Source organism: Saccharothrix luteola, assembly GCF_020859565.1.
Classification (GTDB): Bacteria; Actinomycetota; Actinomycetes; order Mycobacteriales; family Pseudonocardiaceae; genus Actinosynnema; species Actinosynnema luteola.
In genome coordinates, this window is sequence record NZ_JAJHUO010000023.1 from 61002 (window position 1) to 79649 (window position 18648).

Below are 18648 nucleotides of genomic sequence, written 5' to 3' on the forward strand. Positions count from 1 at the left end.
GGGGTGGCAGGCGGTGGGACGACTCGGATCAGCACTCGCCCCGGTAAGCGACCGCGGTTTCGCGGGCGGCGGTCGTCGGTTCGTCGTTCAGGGCCGCGAGCGCGTCCACGGCGGGCACGCCGTCGTCCAGCTTGCGCTTCGCGTCGGCCGCCGCCAGGGCGACCGCGCTGAAGTGGTGGCCCATCTCGGGGTGGTCCGCGAGCAGCACGCCGTGCAACGCCATGCTGCTGACGTAGACGTTCACCGTGCGCCGTTCCTCCGGGGTCTCCCCGTCGGCGAGCGCGATCATGGCCAGGTCGAACACGGGACCGGCGGCGGTCGCGAACGCGTTCAGGTCCGAGCACACCTCGACGACGGACTTGCCCCCGGTCGGCGACGGCGCGGGTGACGACGGGGACGAGACCGGCGCCGGTGATGAACCGGCCACGTCACCGGAACCGGAACCGGTATCGGAACCGCACGCCGCCAAGGCGACCACCACGACGCCCGCCACTGCCAACGAGGCCGGCCGGCCGAGTTCTCCCATGCCGGGAACGCTAGCCGGCGGCGACCCGGCGCCACCGGCGTTGGCAGGAACCGGACGTCACCGCACGAGCGGCACGATCGGGCTCTGCTCGGCCGACATCGGGATCTGGTAGCGCTGCGACAGGTACGACGCGACGTCGTGGAACAGCGGCGCGGCCGACTGCGGGTTCCCGGTCGGGTTGTCGAGCATGATGCCGACCACGAACCGGGGGTCCTCGGCGGGCAGGATGCCGGCGAACGTGATCCAGTACTGCGAACTGCTGTAACAGCCGCACTTCGGGTCGATCTGCTGCGCCGTGCCCGTCTTGCCGCTGATCTGGTACCCCGGCAGCGCCGCCGGCGTGCCCGTGCCGCTCTGCAGCGCCGAGTCCGACCCCGGCGCCTTCTGCACCACGGCGCGGAACATGTCGCGGACCGTCCTGGCGGTCTGCGGCGACACGACCCGCTCGCTCTTCGCCGGGCCGATCTCCTTGCGGCTGCCGTCGGCCGACACCTCGGCGCGCACGATGCGCGGCGCGATGCGCACCCCGTCGTTCGCGATCGCCTGGTACATCCCGGTCATCTGCAACAACGTCATGTTCAGGCCCTGCCCGATCGGCAGGTTGCCGAACGTCGAACCGGACCACTGCTTCAACGGCGGCACGTACCCGGGCTCCTCGCCGGGCAGCCCGGACTGGGTCCGCTCGCCCAACCCGAACTTGCGCAGCATGTCCGAGTAGCGGTCCTGGCCGATCTTCTGCGCCGTCATCAACGTGCCCACGTTGGAGGACTTCGCGAACACGCCGGTGAACGTCATGTCCAGCGGGCCGTGGTCCCACCAGTCGCCGATCACCCGGTCGGCGACCTCGATGTCGCCGTCGACCCGCAGCACGCTGTCGGGCTGGTAGATGCCGTCCTCGATGGCCGTCGCGGCGGTCACGACCTTGTTCACCGACCCCGGCTCGAACACCGAGGTGACCGCGACGTTGCGCTTCTGGTCGTCGGAGGCCTTGCCGAAGTCGTTCGGGTCGAACGTCTTGTCGTTGGCCATCGCCAGGATCTCGCCGGTCCGGCTGTCGAGCACCACCACCGAACCGCTGCGCGCCGCCGTCCTGGCCGTGTAGTCGGTGACCATGCGCTGCAACGCGTACTGCGTGTCCAGGTCCAGCGTCAGCTCGAGGCTCTTGCCGGGCGTGGCGGCGGCCAGCTCCTGCGACCGGCCCGGTCCCGGGATGACCACGTCGTCGTTGCCCTGCATGGTGTCCACGACGCGCAGCCCGTTGCGCCCGGCGAGCAGGTTGTCCTGCGCGATCTCGAGCCCCAGCAGGCCGTGCGTGGCGGGCGGCTCCGTGTCCTTGCGCCAGTTCGCCGCGCCGATGATGTTCGACGCCAGCTCGCCGTTCGGGTACACGCGCACGGCCCGCGCCTCGGAGCCGACGTTGTAGTACTTCTCCGTGATGACGGCGGCCTTGCCTGGGTCGACGTTGTCCACCAGCTCCACGTACGTGGTGTCCTGGGACAGCTTCGCGAGCATGGTGTCGCGGTCCGTCTTCTGCCCGGCGACCTCCTTGCCCAGCGTCTGCTCGATGAACGCGGCGATGTCGGCGATCCGGTCCTCGAAGCTGCCGATGTCCGGGTCGTCCTCCAGCGCCTTCGCCCACTCCTGGCGCATCCGCTGCGGCACGACGTAGAGCGCGCGCGCCTCGACGCTGAACGCCAACTGGTTGCCGTTGCGGTCCAGGATCGAGCCGCGCGGCGCCAGGATGTCGATCTTCGTCGCGCGCTGCTGCTCGGCCTGCGCGGACAACGCCTCCGCCTGGAAGCCCTGGACCTGGACCAGCTTGATCCCGGCCAGCAGGAGCGCACCGACCAGCAGCAGCCGGCCCACGGCGATCCGGACGCGACTGTTGCCCCCGCGCCGCGCACGAGGAGCGGGTCCCCGGACGGACAACGGGCGTCGCACGGGTCTGCCCCGGCTGGGCCCCGGCATCACTGACCTCCTGGTACCGGCTGTCGCACTGGTCGTTCACGCCTGTGGTTCGCGAGCCCGCGGTCAGCCTTGCGGTGGCTGTTGACCGCCCGCCTGCTGTCCGGTCTGGTCGCCGGCGGGCGGTTGCTGCCCGGCTTGGTCCTGCGCGGCCGGGTCCTGCGCGGGCGGCGTGGTGGACGGTGTGGTGGACGACGTGGGCGGTGGCGGCGGCTGCACCGCGGACGGCTTGCCGTACACCTCGACCGAACCGTCCGGCAGCTGCCGCAACCGCGCCGGATCGCCCGCCGGGACCAGGCCGAGCTTCGTCGCGGCGTCGGCGAGGCCCGGCGGCGACTCGGCCAGCGCGACCTCCCGCCGCAGCTGCTCGACCTGCCGGGCGAGCCTGGTCTCCTCGGCCCGCGCGTCCTGCAACCGGTACGAGTCCGCGGTCGCCGCGGTCGCCAGCCACATGATCGCCGCGATGCCGACGCCCAGCACGACCATCACCATCACCACGAAGGGCGCCTTGGGCGCCACCGTCGGCTGACGGGTCACCGAAGGGCGGCGCTTCGACGACGTGCGCTGCGCACGCCGCGCGTAAGCCCGCTCCGCCGCGGCCGAACGGCGGCGCTCCGCCGGCACGGCCTTCAGCGCGCGCTCGCGGGGCTTGGACGACCTGGCCGTGGACGGCACACCGCCGCCGGACCTCGCCGGCGCCGTCATGTCGCCTCCCGGATGCGTTCCGCCGCCCGCAGCCGCACGGACGCGGCCCTGGGGTTCTCCTCGATCTCCTGCTCGTTCGCCTGCTCCGCGCCCCTGGTCACCATCCGCAGCTGGGGACCGTGCCCGGGCAGCTCGACCGGCAGGTCCTGCGGTGACGTCGACGTGGCCAGGGCCGTGAACGCCCGCTTGACCATCCGGTCTTCCAACGACTGGTAGGACTCCACGACGATCCGCCCGCCCACCGCCAGCACCGACAGCGCGGCGGGCAGCGCCAGGCGCAGCGACTCCAGCTCCTCGTTCACCTCGATGCGCAACGCCTGGAACGTCCGCTTCGCCGGGTGGCCGCCCGTCCGGCGGGTCGCCGCGGGCACCACGTCGTAGAGCAGCTCGACCAGCCGACCGCTGGTGGTGAACGGCTCGCGCTCGCGCTCCCGCGCCACGGCGCCGGCGATCTTGCGGGCGAACCGCTCCTCGCCGTAGTCGCGCAGGATCCGGGTCAGGTCGTCCACCGAGTACGTGTTCAGCACGTCGGCCGCCGTCATGCCGGTGCCCGCGCTCATCCGCATGTCCAGCGGCGCGTCCTTGGAGTAGGCGAACCCGCGCTCCTCGGCGTCCAGCTGCAGCGAGGACACCCCGAGGTCCATCAGGATCCCGTCGACCTTCGCGCCGCCGACCGCCTCGGCGATCCCGTCGTAGGTGGTCTGCACGAACTCCACGCGATCGGCGAACGGCGCCAGCCTGCGCCGGGACAGCTCGATGGCCTGCGGGTCGCGGTCCAGCCCGACCAGCCGCACGCGCGGGTGCGCCCGCAGCACCGCTTCGGAGTGACCGCCCAGGCCGAGCGTGCAGTCGACGAACACGGCGTCCCGGTCGGCCAGCGCGGGGGCCAGGAGGTCCAGGACGCGGTCGAGCAGCACCGGCACGTGACGCGCCTGCTCCACCATGTCCCCTCCCTCGATGGTCCCCCCTCACAGAACAAGAAATTCGGGTGTCGTCAGGTCCCCGCCCGCCCGTCGGACCTGGCGCCGGGGAAGGTGCGCCAGGGCCGAAAGCCGAGCGGACCGAGGCCTCACGGCACCCGAAACCTCGAAGCAAACGGCCGTTCCAGCCGATCTAGAAGACGCCGGGCAGCACCTCCTCGCGCGCCGTGGCGTAGCTGTCCTCGTGTTCCTCGAGGTAGCGCTGCCACGCCTGCGCGTCCCAGATCTCCAGGCGGTTGATCGCGCCGATGACCACGCACTCCTTGGTCAACCCCGCGTACCGCCGCAGCTCCGGTGCGATCGACACCCGGCCCTGGCCGTCCGGCCGCTGCTCGTCCGTCCCCGCGAACAGGTAGCGCTGGTAGGCGCGGACGGCCTCGTTGGTGAAAGGAGCGTCCGCGACCTTGCGCGCCATCTGCTCGAACTCCGCCCGGGGGAACACGTAGAGGCAGTGGTCCTGGCCCTTGGTGACCATGAGACCCCCCGCTAGCGCGTCCCGGAACTTCGCAGGCAGCGTCAGTCGGCCCTTGTCGTCCAGCCTCGGGTAGTGCGTGCCCAGGAACACGGCGCCCACCTCCCGACGCCGGAAGATTCACTTCCGACCGGCAGTGGAGCCCCCGTCTGCCCCACCGGCCGCCACAGTACCCCACTTTTCACCACAGTCAACGCTGAAACGGGTGGTTGCACGGCCCGTGGCGAAGCGTTTACGCAGGTAGAGCGAAGATGTCCACCGTGGAGGGTGGTGGGGGACGCCGAGCGCGACCACCTCTGCGGGTGAGCCGAACCGGCCCGAACTCCACCCGGATGGCCCAGTGAAATCGGGCAAAACCGGTTCGCCGGCGACCCTGGTGGGGAATGGTGGTGGGGTGCGGTGAACCGGTCGGCTCGGCCGGCCGTGGAACCCACGAGCACGAAACTGTTCAATCGGTGTAGGGCGCTTCGCCCTGGTTTGACACACTGCGTGAAACGCTCACCGCCACCGCGAACCGGTCGCGGTAGGGCCGCGCCCTGCTCCAGGAGGTCGAGTGACTCCGAGTACACAGCCAGCCGCGCTGCCAGAACACTCCTACGGGGGCAGCGGCGCGCCGGCGGGCAACCAGGTGAACCCCGTCGGCGGGGCCGACAACCGCGCCGCGCACACCAACCACGTGCCGCCGGTCCGGGAAGAAGCGCTCGCGGAGCTGCACGCCACGGTCGGGCGGATCGCCGCCAACGTGGAGAAGGTCATCGTCGGCAAGCCGGACGTCGTCCGGGTCGCGCTGGTCACCCTGCTGGCCGAGGGCCACCTGCTGGTCGAGGACGTGCCGGGCGTCGGCAAGACCTCGCTGGCCAAGGCGCTGGCCCGGTCCATCGACTGCACCGTGAGCCGCATCCAGTTCACCCCGGACCTGCTGCCCAGCGACATCACCGGCGTGTCGATCTACAACCGGCAGGACAACGACTTCGAGTTCCGCCCCGGCCCGGTGTTCGCGAACATCGTGGTGGGCGACGAGATCAACCGCGCCTCGCCGAAGACCCAGTCCGCGCTGCTGGAGTGCATGGAGGAGCGCCAGGTCACGGTCGACGGGCAGACCTACCCGCTCGGCGCGCCGTTCATGGTGATCGCCACGCAGAACCCGATCGAGATGGAGGGCACCTACGCCCTGCCCGAGGCGCAGCGCGACCGGTTCACCGCACGGGTCTCCATCGGGTACCCGGACCCGCAGGCCGAGCTGGCGATGGTGGACGAGCACGCGGGCCACGACCCGATGGCCGACCTGCGGCCGGTGTCCGACGCCGAGCAGGTGCTGCGGCTGGTCAACGTCGTGCGGCGGGTGCACCTGTCGCCGGAGATCCGCCGGTACGCGGTGGAGCTGGTCGGCGCCACCCGGCGGCTGCCCGAGCTGCGGCTGGGCGCGTCGCCGCGCTCGACGTTGCAGCTGGTGCGGGCGGCACGGGCGCAGGCCGCGCTGGCCGGTCGCGACTTCGTGGTGCCCGACGACATCCACGCGGTGGCCGTGCCGGTGCTGGCGCACCGCCTGGTGCTGACCGCGGAGGCGCAGGCGGCCCGCCGGTCGTCGGCCGACCTGGTCCGCAACCTGCTGCAACGGGTGCCGGTGCCGCAGGCGGCGCTGGACCCGACCGGGCAGTTCCTGCACCACGTCAACCCGAACAACCACCGCTGACATGCGCGGAGCCCTGTCCGGGCTGACCACCCGGGGCCGGTGCCTGTTGGCCGCGGGGTTCGCGGCCGGGTTGTGCGCGATCGTGCTCAACGAGCGCGACCTGCTGCGCGTGGCGGCGTTCGTGGTGGCCCTGCCGCTGCTGGCGGCCTGGCTGGCGCAGCGGGCCAGGGTCGGCCTGCACGCGACCCGGCTGCTGCACCCCAGCCGCGTCCAGGTGGGCACGGCGACGGACGTTCGCGTGGAGCTGCGCAGCGCCGGACGGCTGCCGACCGGCGGGCTGCTACTGGAGGACGCGGTGCCGTACGCGCTGGGCGCGCGCCCGCGGTTCGTGGTGGAACGGCTGCCGCGCAACGTCGTGACCGTGCTGCGGTACCCGCTCAAGCCGGTGATGCGCGGCGTCCAGCAGGTGGGCCCGCTGATGGCGCGGATCACCGACCCGTTCGGCCTCGCCGAGTTCGACCGCGAGATGGCGGGTCGCAGCCGGCTGGTCGTGGTGCCGCGGGTGGTCGGGCTGACCGGCCTGCCCACCGGCTCGGGCATGGGCTCCGGCGACGACGGCTCGATCCGGCTGCGCGCCGGTCAGGGCGAGGACGACGCGGTGGTCCGGCCCTACCGGCACGGCGACGACCTGCGGAAGGTGCACTGGCGCTCGACCGCGCGGCGGGACGAGCTGATGGTGCGGGTCGAGGAACGGCCCTGGCGCGGCGGCACGACCGTGCTGCTGGACCACCGGCTGGTCGCGCACCGGGGCAGCGGTCCCGGCGCGAGCCTGGAGTGGGCGGTCTCGCTGGCCGCGTCGATCTGCCTGCACCTGCACCGGTACGGCCACCAGGTGCGCCTGGTCGGCGACGACGGCCGGGTGCTGGCGGGCGGTCCGGGCAACAGCGGGTACAGCGACTCGGTGGTGCTGGACGCGTTGGCCGCGCTGACGCCGTCGCACCGCCGTGAGCCCGCCGCGGGGTTGGACCCCGGCGCGGGTCAGGAAGTGATCGCGATCCTCGGCGGCAGCACGCCCGCCGTGGTGGACGCGCTGGTCCGCAACCGGCCGCGCGGGATGCGCAGCCTGGCGGTGGTGATGGACGTCGCCGCGTGGGGTTCCGCGTCCGAGGAGCCGGCGCCCGACCCTGCCGACGCGCAGCGGTTGCTGGGCGGCGCGGGGTGGGGCGTGGTCGTGGCGCGGCCGTCGACGCCGATGGGCCAGGTCTGGCAGGAGCTGTGCCACAGCGCGGGCAACCGCGGCCCCGTGGTGCGCACGGAGGTGGGCTAGGTGACCGGCAGGACGAGCGCGGTGGGCAACGACAACTGGGTGGTGAACGCGACACCCGCGGTCGCCGGGCTGGCCACGCTGTGCGCCGCGACGGCGTTGTCCAGCGTGCTCGACGGTGTGCTGTGGCTGGTGTACCTGGCCGTGGCGATCGCGGTGGTCGGCGGCACGGGCGTGCTGCTGCGCGCGACGCGGGCCGCCGCGCCGCTGGTCGCCCTCGGGCAGGTGCTGGCGCTGACGTGCCTGCTGGTGACGATCTTCACCCGCAGCGGCGTGCTCGTCGTGCTGCCCGGTCCGCAGTCCTTGCAGGACCTGCTGGCGGTGCTCGGCGACGCGATGACCGAGGTGCAGACCGGTGTGCCGCCCGTGCCGGACAGCCCGGCCATGCGGTGCCTGGTGATGGTGGCGATCGGGCTGGTCGCGATCCTGGTGGACACGCTGGCGGTCGGTCTGGCGGCGCCCGCGGCGTCGGGGCTGGTGCTGCTGTGCGTGTTCGCCGTGCCCGCGTCGCTGGCCGACGAGATGCTGCCCCTGTGGACGTTCGTGTTCGGCGCGGGGGCGTTCGCGCTGCTGCTGGCCGTGGACGGGCAGCACCGGCACGAGGCTTGGCGCGGCAGGTTGCCCGGTGGCGGGCAGAGCGGGTCGGGACCGGCGGCGACGGCGGTGGCCGGGTTGGCCGTGGTGGTCGCGCTGCTGGCCGGCGCGGGCCTGACCCTGGTCGGCACGGTCGGTCGGCTGCCGGGCACCGGCGGTGAGGTCGGCGGCGGCAACGGCGGGCTGGGCATCGACCCGATGACGCAGCTGCGCGGCATGCTCAACCAGGGCGCGCCGCGCGAGCTGTTCCGGGTGCGGGACATGCCGGGCACCTCGGCGTACCTGCGGGCGATGACGTTGCGCCAGTACGTGCCGGACAAGGGCTGGGAGCTGGGCGGGAACATGCCGGAGGGCGTGCCCGCGAACGGCCCGCTGCCCGAGCAGCCCGGCGATCCGGGCGGTGGCACGGCCGCCGAGGTCCGGATCGAGCCGGTGAACTGGGTGGACAACTGGCTGCCGGTGTACGGGCGACCCCGCGGCCTCCAGGAGGTCGACGACAACTGGAGGTTCGACCCGGAGCGCGGGATGGTCTACAGCGTCCGGCCGCGCAAGTCCGGGGAGTACACGCTGGAGACGGTGTTCGACACGCCGTCGGCGGACACGCTGCGGAAGGTCGACGGCCAGGTGGACGTCGACCCGGCGTACCTGGAGGCGCCGGGCGTCGAGGGCCGGGTGGCGGAGTTGGCGCGGCGGATCGTGGCCGGGCACGACAACCAGTTCGACCGGGCGACGGCGTTGTACCGGTACTTCACCGACGGCACGCAGGGCTTCGAGTACAAGGTGCAGACCGCGAACACGCGCACGTCGGTCGACGCGTTGGAAGACTTCGTGTTCAACGGCAAGGAGGGGTTCTGCGAGCAGTACGCGTCGGCGATGGCGATCATGGCGCGGTCGGTCGGCATCCCGGCGCGGGTGGCGCTCGGCTTCACGGCCGGGTACGCGACCGGTGACGTGCAGACGATCACCTCGCAGGACGCGCACGCGTGGGTGGAGATCTACTTCCCCGGCTACGGCTGGATGACGTTCGACCCGACGCCCCTGGTGGACGGCCGGGGCGCGACCCCGCCGTACATCTCCGGTCTGAACCCGGACGACGAGGAGGACAACCCCAGCGCGAGCGCGGCGGCGACCACGACCACGACGGTGGCTCCGGGCACGTCGGCGTCCGCGTCGGCCGTGCCGGACGCGTTGGGTCAGGACGGGACGACGTCGGCGGAGGAGTCGACGCCGACGTGGCACTTCGTGACGCTCGGGGTGGCGGGGCTGCTCGCGTTGCTGGCGACGGTGGCGGTGTGGTCCGGCGTGGCGCGGTCGGGGTCGCGTTCGGCGGGGTGGCTGGGTTCGGCGGGGTGGTTGCGTCCGGCGGCGTTGGTGACGGCGTTGGTGGGTTGGGCGGTCGTGCTGGCGTTGGCGGTGGCGCTGCTGTCGTGGTGGTTGGCGGTCGTGTTGGTGGTGGCGTTGGCGGTGGCGACGCCCGCGGCCGTGCGGACTTGGCGGCGGCAGCAGCGGTTGCGCGCGGTGGCCGGGTTGGGGCCGGATGCGGCGAGTGCGGCTTGGCAGGAGTTGGTCGCGGAGTCCGTCGACCGGGGTACGCGGGTGCCGCGCACGGAGACCGTGCGGGTGGCGGCGCGGCGGTTGGTGCGGGCGCACAACCTGGACGAGCAGGGGCGCGACGGGCTGCGTGCGGTGGTGGGCGCGGTGGAGCGCTCCTGGTACAGCGCGCAGGCGGCGGCGGACCCGTCGCTGCCCGGTGCGGTGGACAACGTGCGCCAGAGCCTGAGCCGCAACGCGCCGTTGGCGCTGAAGGCCAAGGTCCTGCCCCGGTCGGTGCTCCAGCCGAAGCCGCCGGTGGAGCAGGACCCCGACGAGTGATCAGGGGAAGCTGAGCGATGGTGTGACAGGCCGAGGGCCGGGGGAACTTCCCCCGGCCCTCGGCCTGTCACTTGCACCGGGCCCCACGCCCGGGGGTCTCGGTCTGGTCCCCTGGTCGGGCAGGCACGCAGACGGCCCGCCCCGGAGGTTCCCGGGGCGGGCCGTCTGCGTTGTTCAGTCGTTCAATCGGGCTGTCGCGTGGACTACTCGTCCTCGAAACGGCGACGGAAACGTTCTTCCATCTTCTGTGAGAACGAGCTGCGGCTGGGCCGGCTTCCCTCTTCGCTGGGCTCTTCGGCACCCTGGTCACCACGACGCAACGTCGTCACGGTGAGCAGTACGCCGAAGAACATCAGCAGGAAGCCGACCACGCTCACCACCGGGATACCAGCGAGCTTCGGCAACATCACACCCGTCACCAGCAGTGCCACACCCACGGCGAACAACGCGATGCCTTGGATGCGACGCCGTCGGGACGGCTTGCGCAGCTTGGCACCGCGCACAGTGGATGCGAACTTCGGGTCCTCGGCGTAGAGCGCGCGCTCGATCTGGTCGAGCAGTCGCTGCTCGTGCTCGGAGAGTGGCATGGCTCCTCCTCCGGCACAGCGGTCGCGGGCGCCGGGTAATCACGGTTGCCGCCGGTCCCGGCGGACGCCCCGCCCGGGGGGCGTCACAACCAGGATACGATTCGCGAGGCTTGGCGACTACCCAGTCCGTGCCCCTAAGCGGTTCGTTCTGTCACCATCATCCTCACGGGTCAACGGTCAGACCACCGTGAGGTCGCACAAGGCGTCTCGGCGTCAGCTGTCAAGGCCTGAGAAAGCTCCGATGTTCACTCCCCTGCGAGGGTGATCGAGGGCCTACGACTACCCAACTGCGGCCCCGGAGCGGGCGCCAGCACCCCATCACCCTTCCTCGCACCCCACAATCGAACCTTCTGCGCACGCTCTGTAACCGACCTGGCACCCTCTTGCCCTAGCCGGTAGAGACCAAGATCACAAGCCGTCACCGGCGTCCGCCTCCCCCACACCTGACAGCGGGCGGTTGTGCAGGCCGGGTACGGAACCACGAACCGACCCCCGGGGCCCATGAACCTCCTTGCTAGCTCTAGGTGTTCGCCACCTTGCGTTGCGTGTTCGGCGGGTAGGCGTTGGCTGGGGCGTCGAGGCCAATTGGGGGCGGGCGGGCGCGGGGTCACGGGCGCGGGGTCATGTTGGCTGGACGCTGCTCTCCTTTCGTTCGGGGTCGGCATGGGGTGGGGGTCGGGTCGGCAGGCCGAGGATGAGAACGGGCCGGGCGCGCGCCGGGTGGATCTGGGTCAGGGGTCGGGGTCAGTGGTCGGGGTCGGTGGTCGGGGCTGGCGGTCGGGGCTGGCGGTCGGGGCTGGCGGTCGGGGCTGGCGGTCGGGGCTGGCGGTCGGGGCTGGCGGTCGGGGCTGGCGGTCAAGGGCTGGCGGCAGCCGGGCGATCGGTGGTCGGCCGTGGCCAGTCGAGGTGTACGGCGGCGGGTTGAGGCGAGCGGGGTCGCTGCGATCGGTCCGGGTTCCTGCAGGCGGTCGGGGGCGGCTGCAGGCGGCTGGGCCGGCTGGGTCGGCCGCAGGCGGCTGGGTCGGCCCCAGGCGGCTGGAGTGTTGGGCGGTTGGGGCGGCGGCTCGGTTGGGCTGCGGTCGGTCGGGGTTGGCCGCGCGTGATCGGATTGCCGCAGATGGTTGGTCGGCCCTTGGTGGTCGGGGCGGCAGCGGCGGTTGGGAGGTTGGGTGGCCGCCGGTTCGGAGGCGCGGCTGGCGGATGAGTGGCCGATGGATGGGTGGTGTGGGTTGGTCGTCGTGGGGTGCGGAGTGGGTGTGGGCGGTTGGGGTTAGAGGTGGGGTGGGGGTTGGGGCCTCCTTGGGGTTGGGAGGTGGGTTGCGGTGATCAAGGGCCTTGGGCGGGTGGTGGCTTGGGTGGAGGCGCGTAGCAGGTCCTGGGCCACGGCGGTCGGTGATTGGCGCAGGCGGGTGGGGGTGGTGTGGAGGACGACGACGCCGGCGGCTTTGAGGAGGTCGGTCCTGGGGGTCGGGGTGTTGAACTGCCAGGCGAGGGCGCGGTCGTTCCACCAGGCGTCGGCGATGCCCAGCGGACGACCTTCCGCGGTGGCCAGGGGGACGCCCCAGGTCGGTGGTGGCAGGGGGAGGTCGTCCAGGACCGCCTTGGCCCAGGCCTGGGGGACCGACCGCACGCCGTCGGCCAGTTCGGAGAGGACTTGTCTGGCTTGTTCCGAGGACCTGGCGAGTCCCGCCTTGAGCTCGGCCACGGGGACTCCGCCGTGGCGCACCACCTCGGTCAGCACGGCCCGGATGTCGTCACGCTGGTTCAGCGCCTTCGCGGTGTCGATGGCGGCCCTGGCCAGTGGTGCGGTCAGGAAGCCTCGGCGCAGGACCGGGTCGGGTGAACGGCGGACTCGGGTGATGCGGACCTTCGCGGCCGGTTCGAGGGCGCGGTTGACGAGGATCTGGACCGGGCCGGTGGCGGGCAGGGCTCGCAGGCCGTGCAGTTGCAGCGCGTCCACGCCGGTGAGCAGGGTGTGCGGGCCGCCGTAGCGCAGCGCCGCGCGGACCAGTTGCGCACGCGTCGGCGGTGTCCCAGCCAGGAGCAGGATTCCCGGCAGGACGTGCTGCCACGGGCCGCGCGGCCGGCAGCGGACAGCCAGCTCCCCGCTCGGCAGGCCCAGGCTCAGGAGCTCGGACGCGGTGGCGACGCGGTGGGGGAAGAGACCGCCCAGGGCGTCCAGGTCGATGGTGGTTCGCATGTGTCCACCATCGGCGGTTCGGGTGGGGTGGTCGATGGGGAGATCGCGAACTGTGGACAACTCGACGGGCTGTGGACAACTCGACGGCGAACCGGACGAAAAGGAGGCCTTCCGCAGACCCGACCGTCTGCGGAAGGCCTCAGCGAACGGCGGCCACCCCTCGTTGGCCACCGCGTGGTCTCAAAGGCGGACGAGGTCCTCGTGGATCTCCACGTCCAGCTCGCGGCGGACGGAGCGGACCTCGCGCCAGGCGTCGTAGACCGCGACCAGGCCACCCGCGAGCACGAACGAGACGGCGAGCGCGACCACGCCGTCGAGCTCGGACTTGACGACGACAACCACGGCCGCCCACACCATGACGGCGGTGAAGACGAGAGTGCTCGCGAGGCGTTCGGTGAACCGCCGGCGGGACCTGGCAGGCTCCTCGATGTGGTTCATGACTCCCCCTCTGAACTCGGCTGATGACTCATTTGTACGAGTTCCGCCGCCCGAGTTCTGCGTCAGATGACGCACAAGGGGAAATCAGTTGGTGAAGTCGTAGAGCCGGCTCACGTGGTGGATGTCGATCTTCCTCCGCCCGGTGCTGATGATGCCCTCCTCGCGCAGCCCGCGCAGCACCCGCACGAGCGATTCCCGCGACGTGCCCGCGATGCCCGCGAGTTCCTCCTGGCTCAACGCGATCGCGCCCTGGTCGGCGATCCCCCGCTGCAACGCCACGTCGATGAGCACGGCGGCGACGCGCTGCGTGGCCGTGCCGCTGATCTGCACCCGCTGTCGGTCCGTGTCACGTTGCCGCGACACCACGACGATCAGCACGGACCACGCGATGCGCGGGTACCGCTGGCACAGCCCGGCGAACGAAGCGGCCGACAGCACCAGCGCCCGCACCTCGCCCAGAGCCCGCACGGTCGCCGAACGCGGCCGCCCGTCCACCGCCGAACGCTCACCGACGATGTCACCCGCCCCACGCACGGCCAGCACCTTCTCGCTGCCGTTCGCCGTGGTCGCGGTCACCCGCAGCAGACCTCGGCGCACGACCAGCACGTGCCGGGTCACCTCGCCCTCGTAGCAGACCACGGCGCCGGACGGGTAGTCGCGCTCGACACCCGTCGCCAGGAGCACCTCGTGCTCGGAGGGCGTGAGCAGACCCCAGAACCGATCCACGCCCCCACTGTGCCGGGTGATCGACGCGCGAGCCCTCGATCAGGCCCGCGACCACCCGAACGGCGCGGGCAACGGGGTCGGGAAGCCGAACGCGCGATCAGTCGCCGCGCTCCGGTTTGGGCTCGTCGTGCCCCGACCTGGTCGGCCCCTGGCCCAGCAGCGAGGCCGGTCGGATCGCCGCCGTGCCGAACCGCGACCGCGCCTGGTCGGCCGCCTGCTCCGCCTCGCGCCAGCCGCGCTCCGGCGCGTCGAACATCAACTGCTCGCCGTCGTCACCCTCGACCAGCTGCTCGATCCGCACGCCGATCAACCGCACCGCGCCCGGCGGCACCTGCTCGTCCAGCAGGGTCGACGCCGTCTTGTAGACCTCCTGGGTCACGTCCGTCGCCACCCGCAACGTCTTCGACCGGGTGATCGTGGTGAAGTCGGAGAACCGCACCTTGATCGACACCGTGCGCCCGCGCAGCCCCCTCGACCGCAACGTCGCCGCCGAACGCTCCGACAGCCGCAGCAGCTCCCGGCGCAGCAACCCCCGGTCGAAGTGGTCGACCTCGAAAGTCTCCTCCGCGCCGATCGACTTCTCCCGCGTGGACGGCACCACCGGCCGGTCGTCGTGCCCCTGCGCCAGCGCGTGAAGGTGCTCGGCCAACGCCACGCCGATCAACCTGCGCAGGCGCGGCAACGGAGTCGCGGCCACGTCCGCCACCGTCTCCAACCCCACCCGGTCCAGGTTCTCGGCCGTCCGCTTGCCGACGCCCCACAGCGCCGACACCGGCAACGGGTGCAGGAACGACAGCACCTCGTCGCGCGGCACGACCATGAACCCGTCCGGTTTGCACATCCCCGACGCGAGCTTGGCCAGGAACTTCGTCGGCGCCACGCCCACCGAGCAGGTGATCCCGTACGCCTCCTCGACCTGCTCGCGGATCAGCTTCGCGACCCGGCCGGGGGTGGCGCGCATCCGCTTCAACGCCCCGCTCACGTCGAGGAACGCCTCGTCCAGGCTCAGCGGCTCCACCAGCGGCGTGATGTCGCGGAAGATCGCCATCACCCCGCGCGAGACCTCCTGGTACCGGGCGAAGTTCGGCGGCACGAACACCGCGTGCGGCGCGAGCCTGCGCGCGTGCGAGGTCGGCATGGCGGAGCGCACGCCGAACTCGCGGGCGATGTAGTTCGCCGACGCGACCACGCCCCGGTTCGCCGTGCCACCCACGACCACCGGCTTGCGCGCCAGCTCCGGCCGGTCGCGGATCTCGACCGACGCGTAGAAGGCGTCCATGTCCACGTGCAGCATCGAGCAGCCGGTGTCGTCCGGCCAGACGTCGCCGCGGGCGAGGAAGCGATCGACCAGACCGCGCGGCAGGTTCGCGCTGCGGCCCACGACCACCCCCGTCCTGACCCGAACACCCGTTCGAGACTCTACTCCAAGCGGTAGGCCCGCTGCGCGTTCTCCCACCCGATCAGGTGAGCGATCCGTTCCGCGTCCGCCAGGGCGAAAGCATGGTCCCGCAGACCGGCCGAGAGGAAGTCCGACAACGCGCGGCGGAAGAACAACGCGCCGAGGTAGTACAGCTCGGCCAGCGCGAACGCGTCGGTGGAGAACAGGAACTTGCCGAACGGCACGATCTCCAACGCCTCCGCCAGCACCCGGCTCGCCCGGTGCGCCACCGAGTGCGTGGCCAACCCCAGGTCCACGAACACGTGCGGGAACACCTGCGCCAGGTAACCGGCGTTGCGGTGGAACGGGTAGTTGTGCAGCAGCATGATCGGCACGCCCATCGGCGCCGTCGCCCTCAGCAGGCCCGTGAGCAGCGCCGGGTCGCACTCGTGCAACGACAGGTCCGCGTCCCCGAAGCCGACGTGGAACTGCACGGGCAGCCCCCGGTCCAGCGCCTCCCACACCAGGAACCGGCTGATCACCTCGTCCGCGCACCGCGCCGAGCCGGATCCGAGCCACCGGTCGGCCGCCGCCACCACCTCGGCGTCCGCCGGCCGTGCCGGGTCGAGGTCCAGCCCCACCCGGTACGCCGCGATCGACTTGGCCGCGACCGCGGATGACGAGTCCAGCACCTCCCGCACCCGCGCCGGGAACCCCGAGGCGCCCTCGGGCACGACGTCCTCCGCCACCCGCTCCAGCCGCAGCACGCGATGTTCACGCGAACCGGTGAACGAGGCCGGCCCCACGAAGCCCTCAGGCCACACCCCGTCGTCCACCAGGAACGTCGAGATCTCCGCCGCCGACACCAGCGCCCGGTTCACCTCGGCGGCGCCCAACGACCGCCGCCGCGCCACGTACTCGTCGGCGGGCGCGAGGACCGGCAGGTCCAGCAAAGGCGCACACCAGCGCCGCACCGCGAGCCCCACCGACGAGTCGAACAACGACGTGCCCAACGGCGACGCGGACTCGGCCTCGGTCAGGTTGGACTCGAAGCCGTCCCGGTCGAGGTCGACGCCCAGCACCCCGTGGCAGTGGTGGTCCACGAGGCGCAACGACGCCACGCATGGCAGCAGATGGTCCACTTGTTGAACAGTAGTGACCTGGTGTAACCACGCACGATGGACACCGCGGAGCGGGAACACCGACGTGCGCTGGCCGCCGAGATGGTGGACGACCTGCTGGAGCAGGACGTCGTGGCGGTCGCGTTGACCTGGGTCGACCACAGCGGCATCACGCGGGTGAAGTCCGTGCCGCTCGCGGGGCTGCCCAGAGCCGCCGCGGACGGTGTCGGCGCGTCGCCGGTGTTCGACGCGTTCCTGCTGGACGACACGATCGTCGCCGGGCGGCACGCGGGCGGGCCCGTCGGCGACCTGCGGCTGCACCCGGACCTGGACCGGCTCACCGTGCTCGCGGGCCAGCCGGGCTGGGCGTGGGCGCCGGCCGACCGCCTCGACCAGCAGGGCGAGCCGCACCCGCAGGACGAACGCGGCCTGGCCCGGGCGGTGGCCGACCGGCTCACCGTGCACGGCTACGAGGTCCAGGCGGGTTTCGAGGTGGAGTGGGTCGTCGGGCAGGGCGACACCGACGAGTTCCGGCCCGCCACCACCGGCCCCGCCTACGGCCACGCCCGCCAGGTCGAGCTGTCCGACTACGCCGCGGACCTGCTGTCGGCGTTGGCCGAGCAGGACGTCGAGGTGCTCCAGTTCCACCCCGAGTACGCGCCGGGCCAGTTCGAGCTGTCCACCACGCCCGAGGACCCGGTGCACGCGGCGGACACGTCGGTGCTGGTGCGGGAGACGATCCGGGCCATCACGCTGCGGCACGGCCTGCGGGCGTCGTTCTCGCCGAAGGTCACCGCCGACGGCGTCGGCAACGGCGGCCACCTGCACCTGAGCCTGTGGCGCGACGGCCGCAGCCTGTTCGCGGACGGCGACAGCTGGTTCGGGCTGACCGAGGACGCCGACGCGTTCGCCGCGGGTGTGCTGCGCCGGCTGCCGGCGCTGTGCGCGATCGGCGCGCCGTCGGTGGCCAGCTACCTGCGGCTGGTGCCGCGGCACTGGGCGGGCGCGTTCGCCGTGTGGGGCCTGGAGAACCGGGAGGCGGCGCTGCGCCTGGTCGCGGGTCGCGACCTGGAGGTCAAGTGCTACGACCTGTCGGCGAACCCGTACCTCGTGGTGGCGGCCACGATGGCGGCGGGCCTGGCCGGGATCGTGGAGCAGGCGCGGCTGCCCGAGCCGGTCGGGGTCGACCCGGCCGCGCTGCCGGAGGCCGAGCGCCTGCCGACGTGCCTGGAGGACGCCGTGGCGGCGTTCGAGGCGGACGAGGCGCTGACCGAGGCGTTCGGCGCGGAGTTCGCCGCGACGATCGCCGACGTGCGGCGCGGCGAGATCGCCCGGTTGGCCGACTGCCCACCGGAGGAGGTCGCCGCGCTGACCCGCTGGCGGCACTGACCGCCGTCAAGCGTCGTGCCTGGCCTCGTCCAACGCCTTGCGCAACCGCGTCAGGGCCCGGTGCTGGGCCACCCGCACGGCGCCGGGCGTCGAGCCGACCGCCTCGGCGGTCTCCTCGGCGGACATGCCGAGGACCACCCGCAGCACCAGGATCTCCCGCTGCCGGGCAGGCAGGACGCCGAGCAGCTGACCCATCCGCTCGGACAGCTCGCCCTGCAACGCCCGCTGCTCGGGCCCCGGCTCGACGCCCGCGCTGTCGGGCAGCTCCGGCACGGACTCGGCGCGGTTGCGCGCCGACGCGCGGTGCGCGTCGGCGACCTTGTGCGCCGCGATCCCGTACACGAACGCCATGAACGGCCGGCCCTGCTCGCGGTAGTTGGGCAACGCCTTCAGGACGGCGAGGCAGACCTCCTGGGCCACGTCCTCCGCCGACGCCGACGCCCGCTGCCCGTGCCCGACCCTGGCCCGGCAGTACTTCACGATCACGGGCCTGATCGCGGCCAGCAACGCGTCGACCGCCCGCCGTTCGCCGCGAACCGCCCCTTCGACGTACGCCTCCGGTCCCCCTTCCACCCGTGCCGGTGAGGAGGACGCGACGTCCTCGCACTGCACCGACATCACCGACCTGAGTCCCGGAACAACCGACAAACCAACCACCATCGCCGCCATCGCGAGCTCCTTGGCGTCCGCGCGCTGGACGCCCCTCGGGGGCACATGCGAACGCGACGCCGGCCGCAC

The 18648-nt window shown here is 72.4% G+C and carries 16 protein-coding genes; 4 read left to right on the plus strand and 12 right to left on the minus strand.

Translation table 11 applies throughout. From position 1 onward, the window contains the following. Positions 1-28: 28 nt before the first annotated feature. From LNK82_RS29920 to mraZ, 5 genes are all read right to left on the minus strand, one after another. A complete protein-coding gene (locus LNK82_RS29920; protein WP_230570224.1) occupies positions 29-526 on the minus strand; it encodes a hypothetical protein in 498 nt (165 codons plus the stop codon). Between the two features lie 57 nt (positions 527-583). Continuing rightward, positions 584-2494 carry a peptidoglycan D,D-transpeptidase FtsI family protein gene (locus LNK82_RS29925; protein ID WP_268997261.1) on the minus strand — a complete coding sequence of 637 codons (1911 nt, stop codon included), beginning with the start codon at positions 2492-2494 and terminating at the stop codon, positions 584-586. A gap of 63 nt (positions 2495-2557) precedes the next feature. Further along, positions 2558-3196, minus strand: a complete 639-nt coding sequence (ftsL, locus tag LNK82_RS29930) for a cell division protein FtsL (protein ID WP_230570226.1) — start codon at positions 3194-3196, stop codon at positions 2558-2560. Further along, positions 3193-4140, minus strand: a complete 948-nt coding sequence (rsmH, locus tag LNK82_RS29935; protein ID WP_230570227.1) for a 16S rRNA (cytosine(1402)-N(4))-methyltransferase RsmH — start codon at positions 4138-4140, stop codon at positions 3193-3195. The genes ftsL and rsmH overlap by 4 nt, the downstream gene beginning before the upstream one ends. A 169-nt stretch (positions 4141-4309) precedes the next feature. Next, a complete protein-coding gene (gene mraZ / locus LNK82_RS29940; RefSeq protein WP_053715381.1) occupies positions 4310-4741 on the minus strand; it encodes a division/cell wall cluster transcriptional repressor MraZ in 432 nt (143 codons plus the stop codon). A 460-nt stretch (positions 4742-5201) separates the two neighbouring features. On the opposite strand from mraZ, the gene LNK82_RS29945 reads away from it, so the two are divergent. The 3 genes from LNK82_RS29945 to LNK82_RS29955 are packed head-to-tail and all read left to right on the plus strand — an operon-like array spanning position 5202 to position 10071. Beyond that, positions 5202-6341: an AAA family ATPase gene (locus LNK82_RS29945; protein ID WP_230570228.1), complete on the plus strand. Its 1140-nt coding sequence runs from the start codon at positions 5202-5204 to the stop codon at positions 6339-6341. Position 6342: 1 nt separating this feature from the next. Continuing rightward, positions 6343-7608, plus strand: coding sequence for a DUF58 domain-containing protein (locus LNK82_RS29950; RefSeq protein ID WP_230570229.1), 1266 nt, complete (start codon positions 6343-6345; stop codon positions 7606-7608). Then, positions 7609-10071 (plus strand): transglutaminase TgpA family protein, encoded by a 2463-nt coding sequence (locus tag LNK82_RS29955; protein ID WP_230570230.1) that lies wholly within the window; start codon positions 7609-7611, stop codon positions 10069-10071. Between the two features lie 203 nt (positions 10072-10274). Here LNK82_RS29955 and LNK82_RS29960 read toward each other — a convergent pair whose 3' ends face one another. The 6 genes from LNK82_RS29960 to LNK82_RS29985 all read right to left on the minus strand — a co-directional run bounded on the left by LNK82_RS29960 (position 10275) and on the right by LNK82_RS29985 (position 16542). Then, positions 10275-10658 (minus strand): SCO2097 family morphological protein, encoded by a 384-nt coding sequence (locus tag LNK82_RS29960; protein ID WP_033437744.1) that lies wholly within the window; start codon positions 10656-10658, stop codon positions 10275-10277. A gap of 1270 nt (positions 10659-11928) precedes the next feature. Then, the gene (locus LNK82_RS29965) at positions 11929-12858 is read right to left on the minus strand and encodes a hypothetical protein (RefSeq protein ID WP_230570231.1); all 930 of its coding nucleotides are present in this window, start codon (positions 12856-12858) and stop codon (positions 11929-11931) included. Between the two features lie 180 nt (positions 12859-13038). Then, complete coding sequence (locus LNK82_RS29970; protein ID WP_230570232.1) at positions 13039-13296, minus strand: hypothetical protein; 258 nt, start codon at positions 13294-13296, stop codon at positions 13039-13041. An 84-nt stretch (positions 13297-13380) separates the two neighbouring features. Then, a complete protein-coding gene (locus LNK82_RS29975; protein WP_230570233.1) occupies positions 13381-14022 on the minus strand; it encodes a Crp/Fnr family transcriptional regulator in 642 nt (213 codons plus the stop codon). Positions 14023-14119: 97 nt separating this feature from the next. Beyond that, positions 14120-15403, minus strand: a complete 1284-nt coding sequence (locus LNK82_RS29980) for a DNA polymerase IV (RefSeq protein ID WP_230570234.1) — start codon at positions 15401-15403, stop codon at positions 14120-14122. A gap of 38 nt (positions 15404-15441) precedes the next feature. Next, a complete protein-coding gene (locus LNK82_RS29985) occupies positions 15442-16542 on the minus strand; it encodes an amidohydrolase family protein (RefSeq protein ID WP_230570235.1) in 1101 nt (366 codons plus the stop codon). A gap of 36 nt (positions 16543-16578) precedes the next feature. Here LNK82_RS29985 and LNK82_RS29990 point away from each other — a divergent pair, with 36 nt between their 5' ends. Continuing rightward, positions 16579-17910, plus strand: a complete 1332-nt coding sequence (locus tag LNK82_RS29990; RefSeq protein ID WP_308257314.1) for a glutamine synthetase family protein — start codon at positions 16579-16581, stop codon at positions 17908-17910. A 6-nt stretch (positions 17911-17916) separates the two neighbouring features. Here the strand turns inward: LNK82_RS29990 and LNK82_RS29995 are convergent, their stop codons facing one another. Further along, positions 17917-18528, minus strand: a complete 612-nt coding sequence (locus LNK82_RS29995; protein WP_230570236.1) for a sigma-70 family RNA polymerase sigma factor — start codon at positions 18526-18528, stop codon at positions 17917-17919. Positions 18529-18648 lie beyond the last annotated feature (120 nt).

Coding starts and splice junctions, on each gene's coding strand:
- LNK82_RS29920 (WP_230570224.1), bottom strand. CDS start 526: ATGGGAGAACTCGGCCGGCCGGCCTCGTTGGCAGTGGCGGGCGTCGTG.
- LNK82_RS29925 (WP_268997261.1), bottom strand. CDS start 2,494: ATGCCGGGGCCCAGCCGGGGCAGACCCGTGCGACGCCCGTTGTCCGTC.
- ftsL (WP_230570226.1), bottom strand. CDS start 3,196: ATGACGGCGCCGGCGAGGTCCGGCGGCGGTGTGCCGTCCACGGCCAGG.
- rsmH (WP_230570227.1), bottom strand. CDS start 4,140: ATGGTGGAGCAGGCGCGTCACGTGCCGGTGCTGCTCGACCGCGTCCTG.
- LNK82_RS29950 (WP_230570229.1), top strand. CDS start 6,343: ATGCGCGGAGCCCTGTCCGGGCTGACCACCCGGGGCCGGTGCCTGTTG.
- LNK82_RS29960 (WP_033437744.1), bottom strand. CDS start 10,658: ATGCCACTCTCCGAGCACGAGCAGCGACTGCTCGACCAGATCGAGCGC.
- LNK82_RS29965 (WP_230570231.1), bottom strand. CDS start 12,858: ATGCGAACCACCATCGACCTGGACGCCCTGGGCGGTCTCTTCCCCCAC.
- LNK82_RS29970 (WP_230570232.1), bottom strand. CDS start 13,296: ATGAACCACATCGAGGAGCCTGCCAGGTCCCGCCGGCGGTTCACCGAA.
- LNK82_RS29990 (WP_308257314.1), top strand. CDS start 16,579: ATGGACACCGCGGAGCGGGAACACCGACGTGCGCTGGCCGCCGAGATG.
- LNK82_RS29995 (WP_230570236.1), bottom strand. CDS start 18,528: ATGTCGGTGCAGTGCGAGGACGTCGCGTCCTCCTCACCGGCACGGGTG.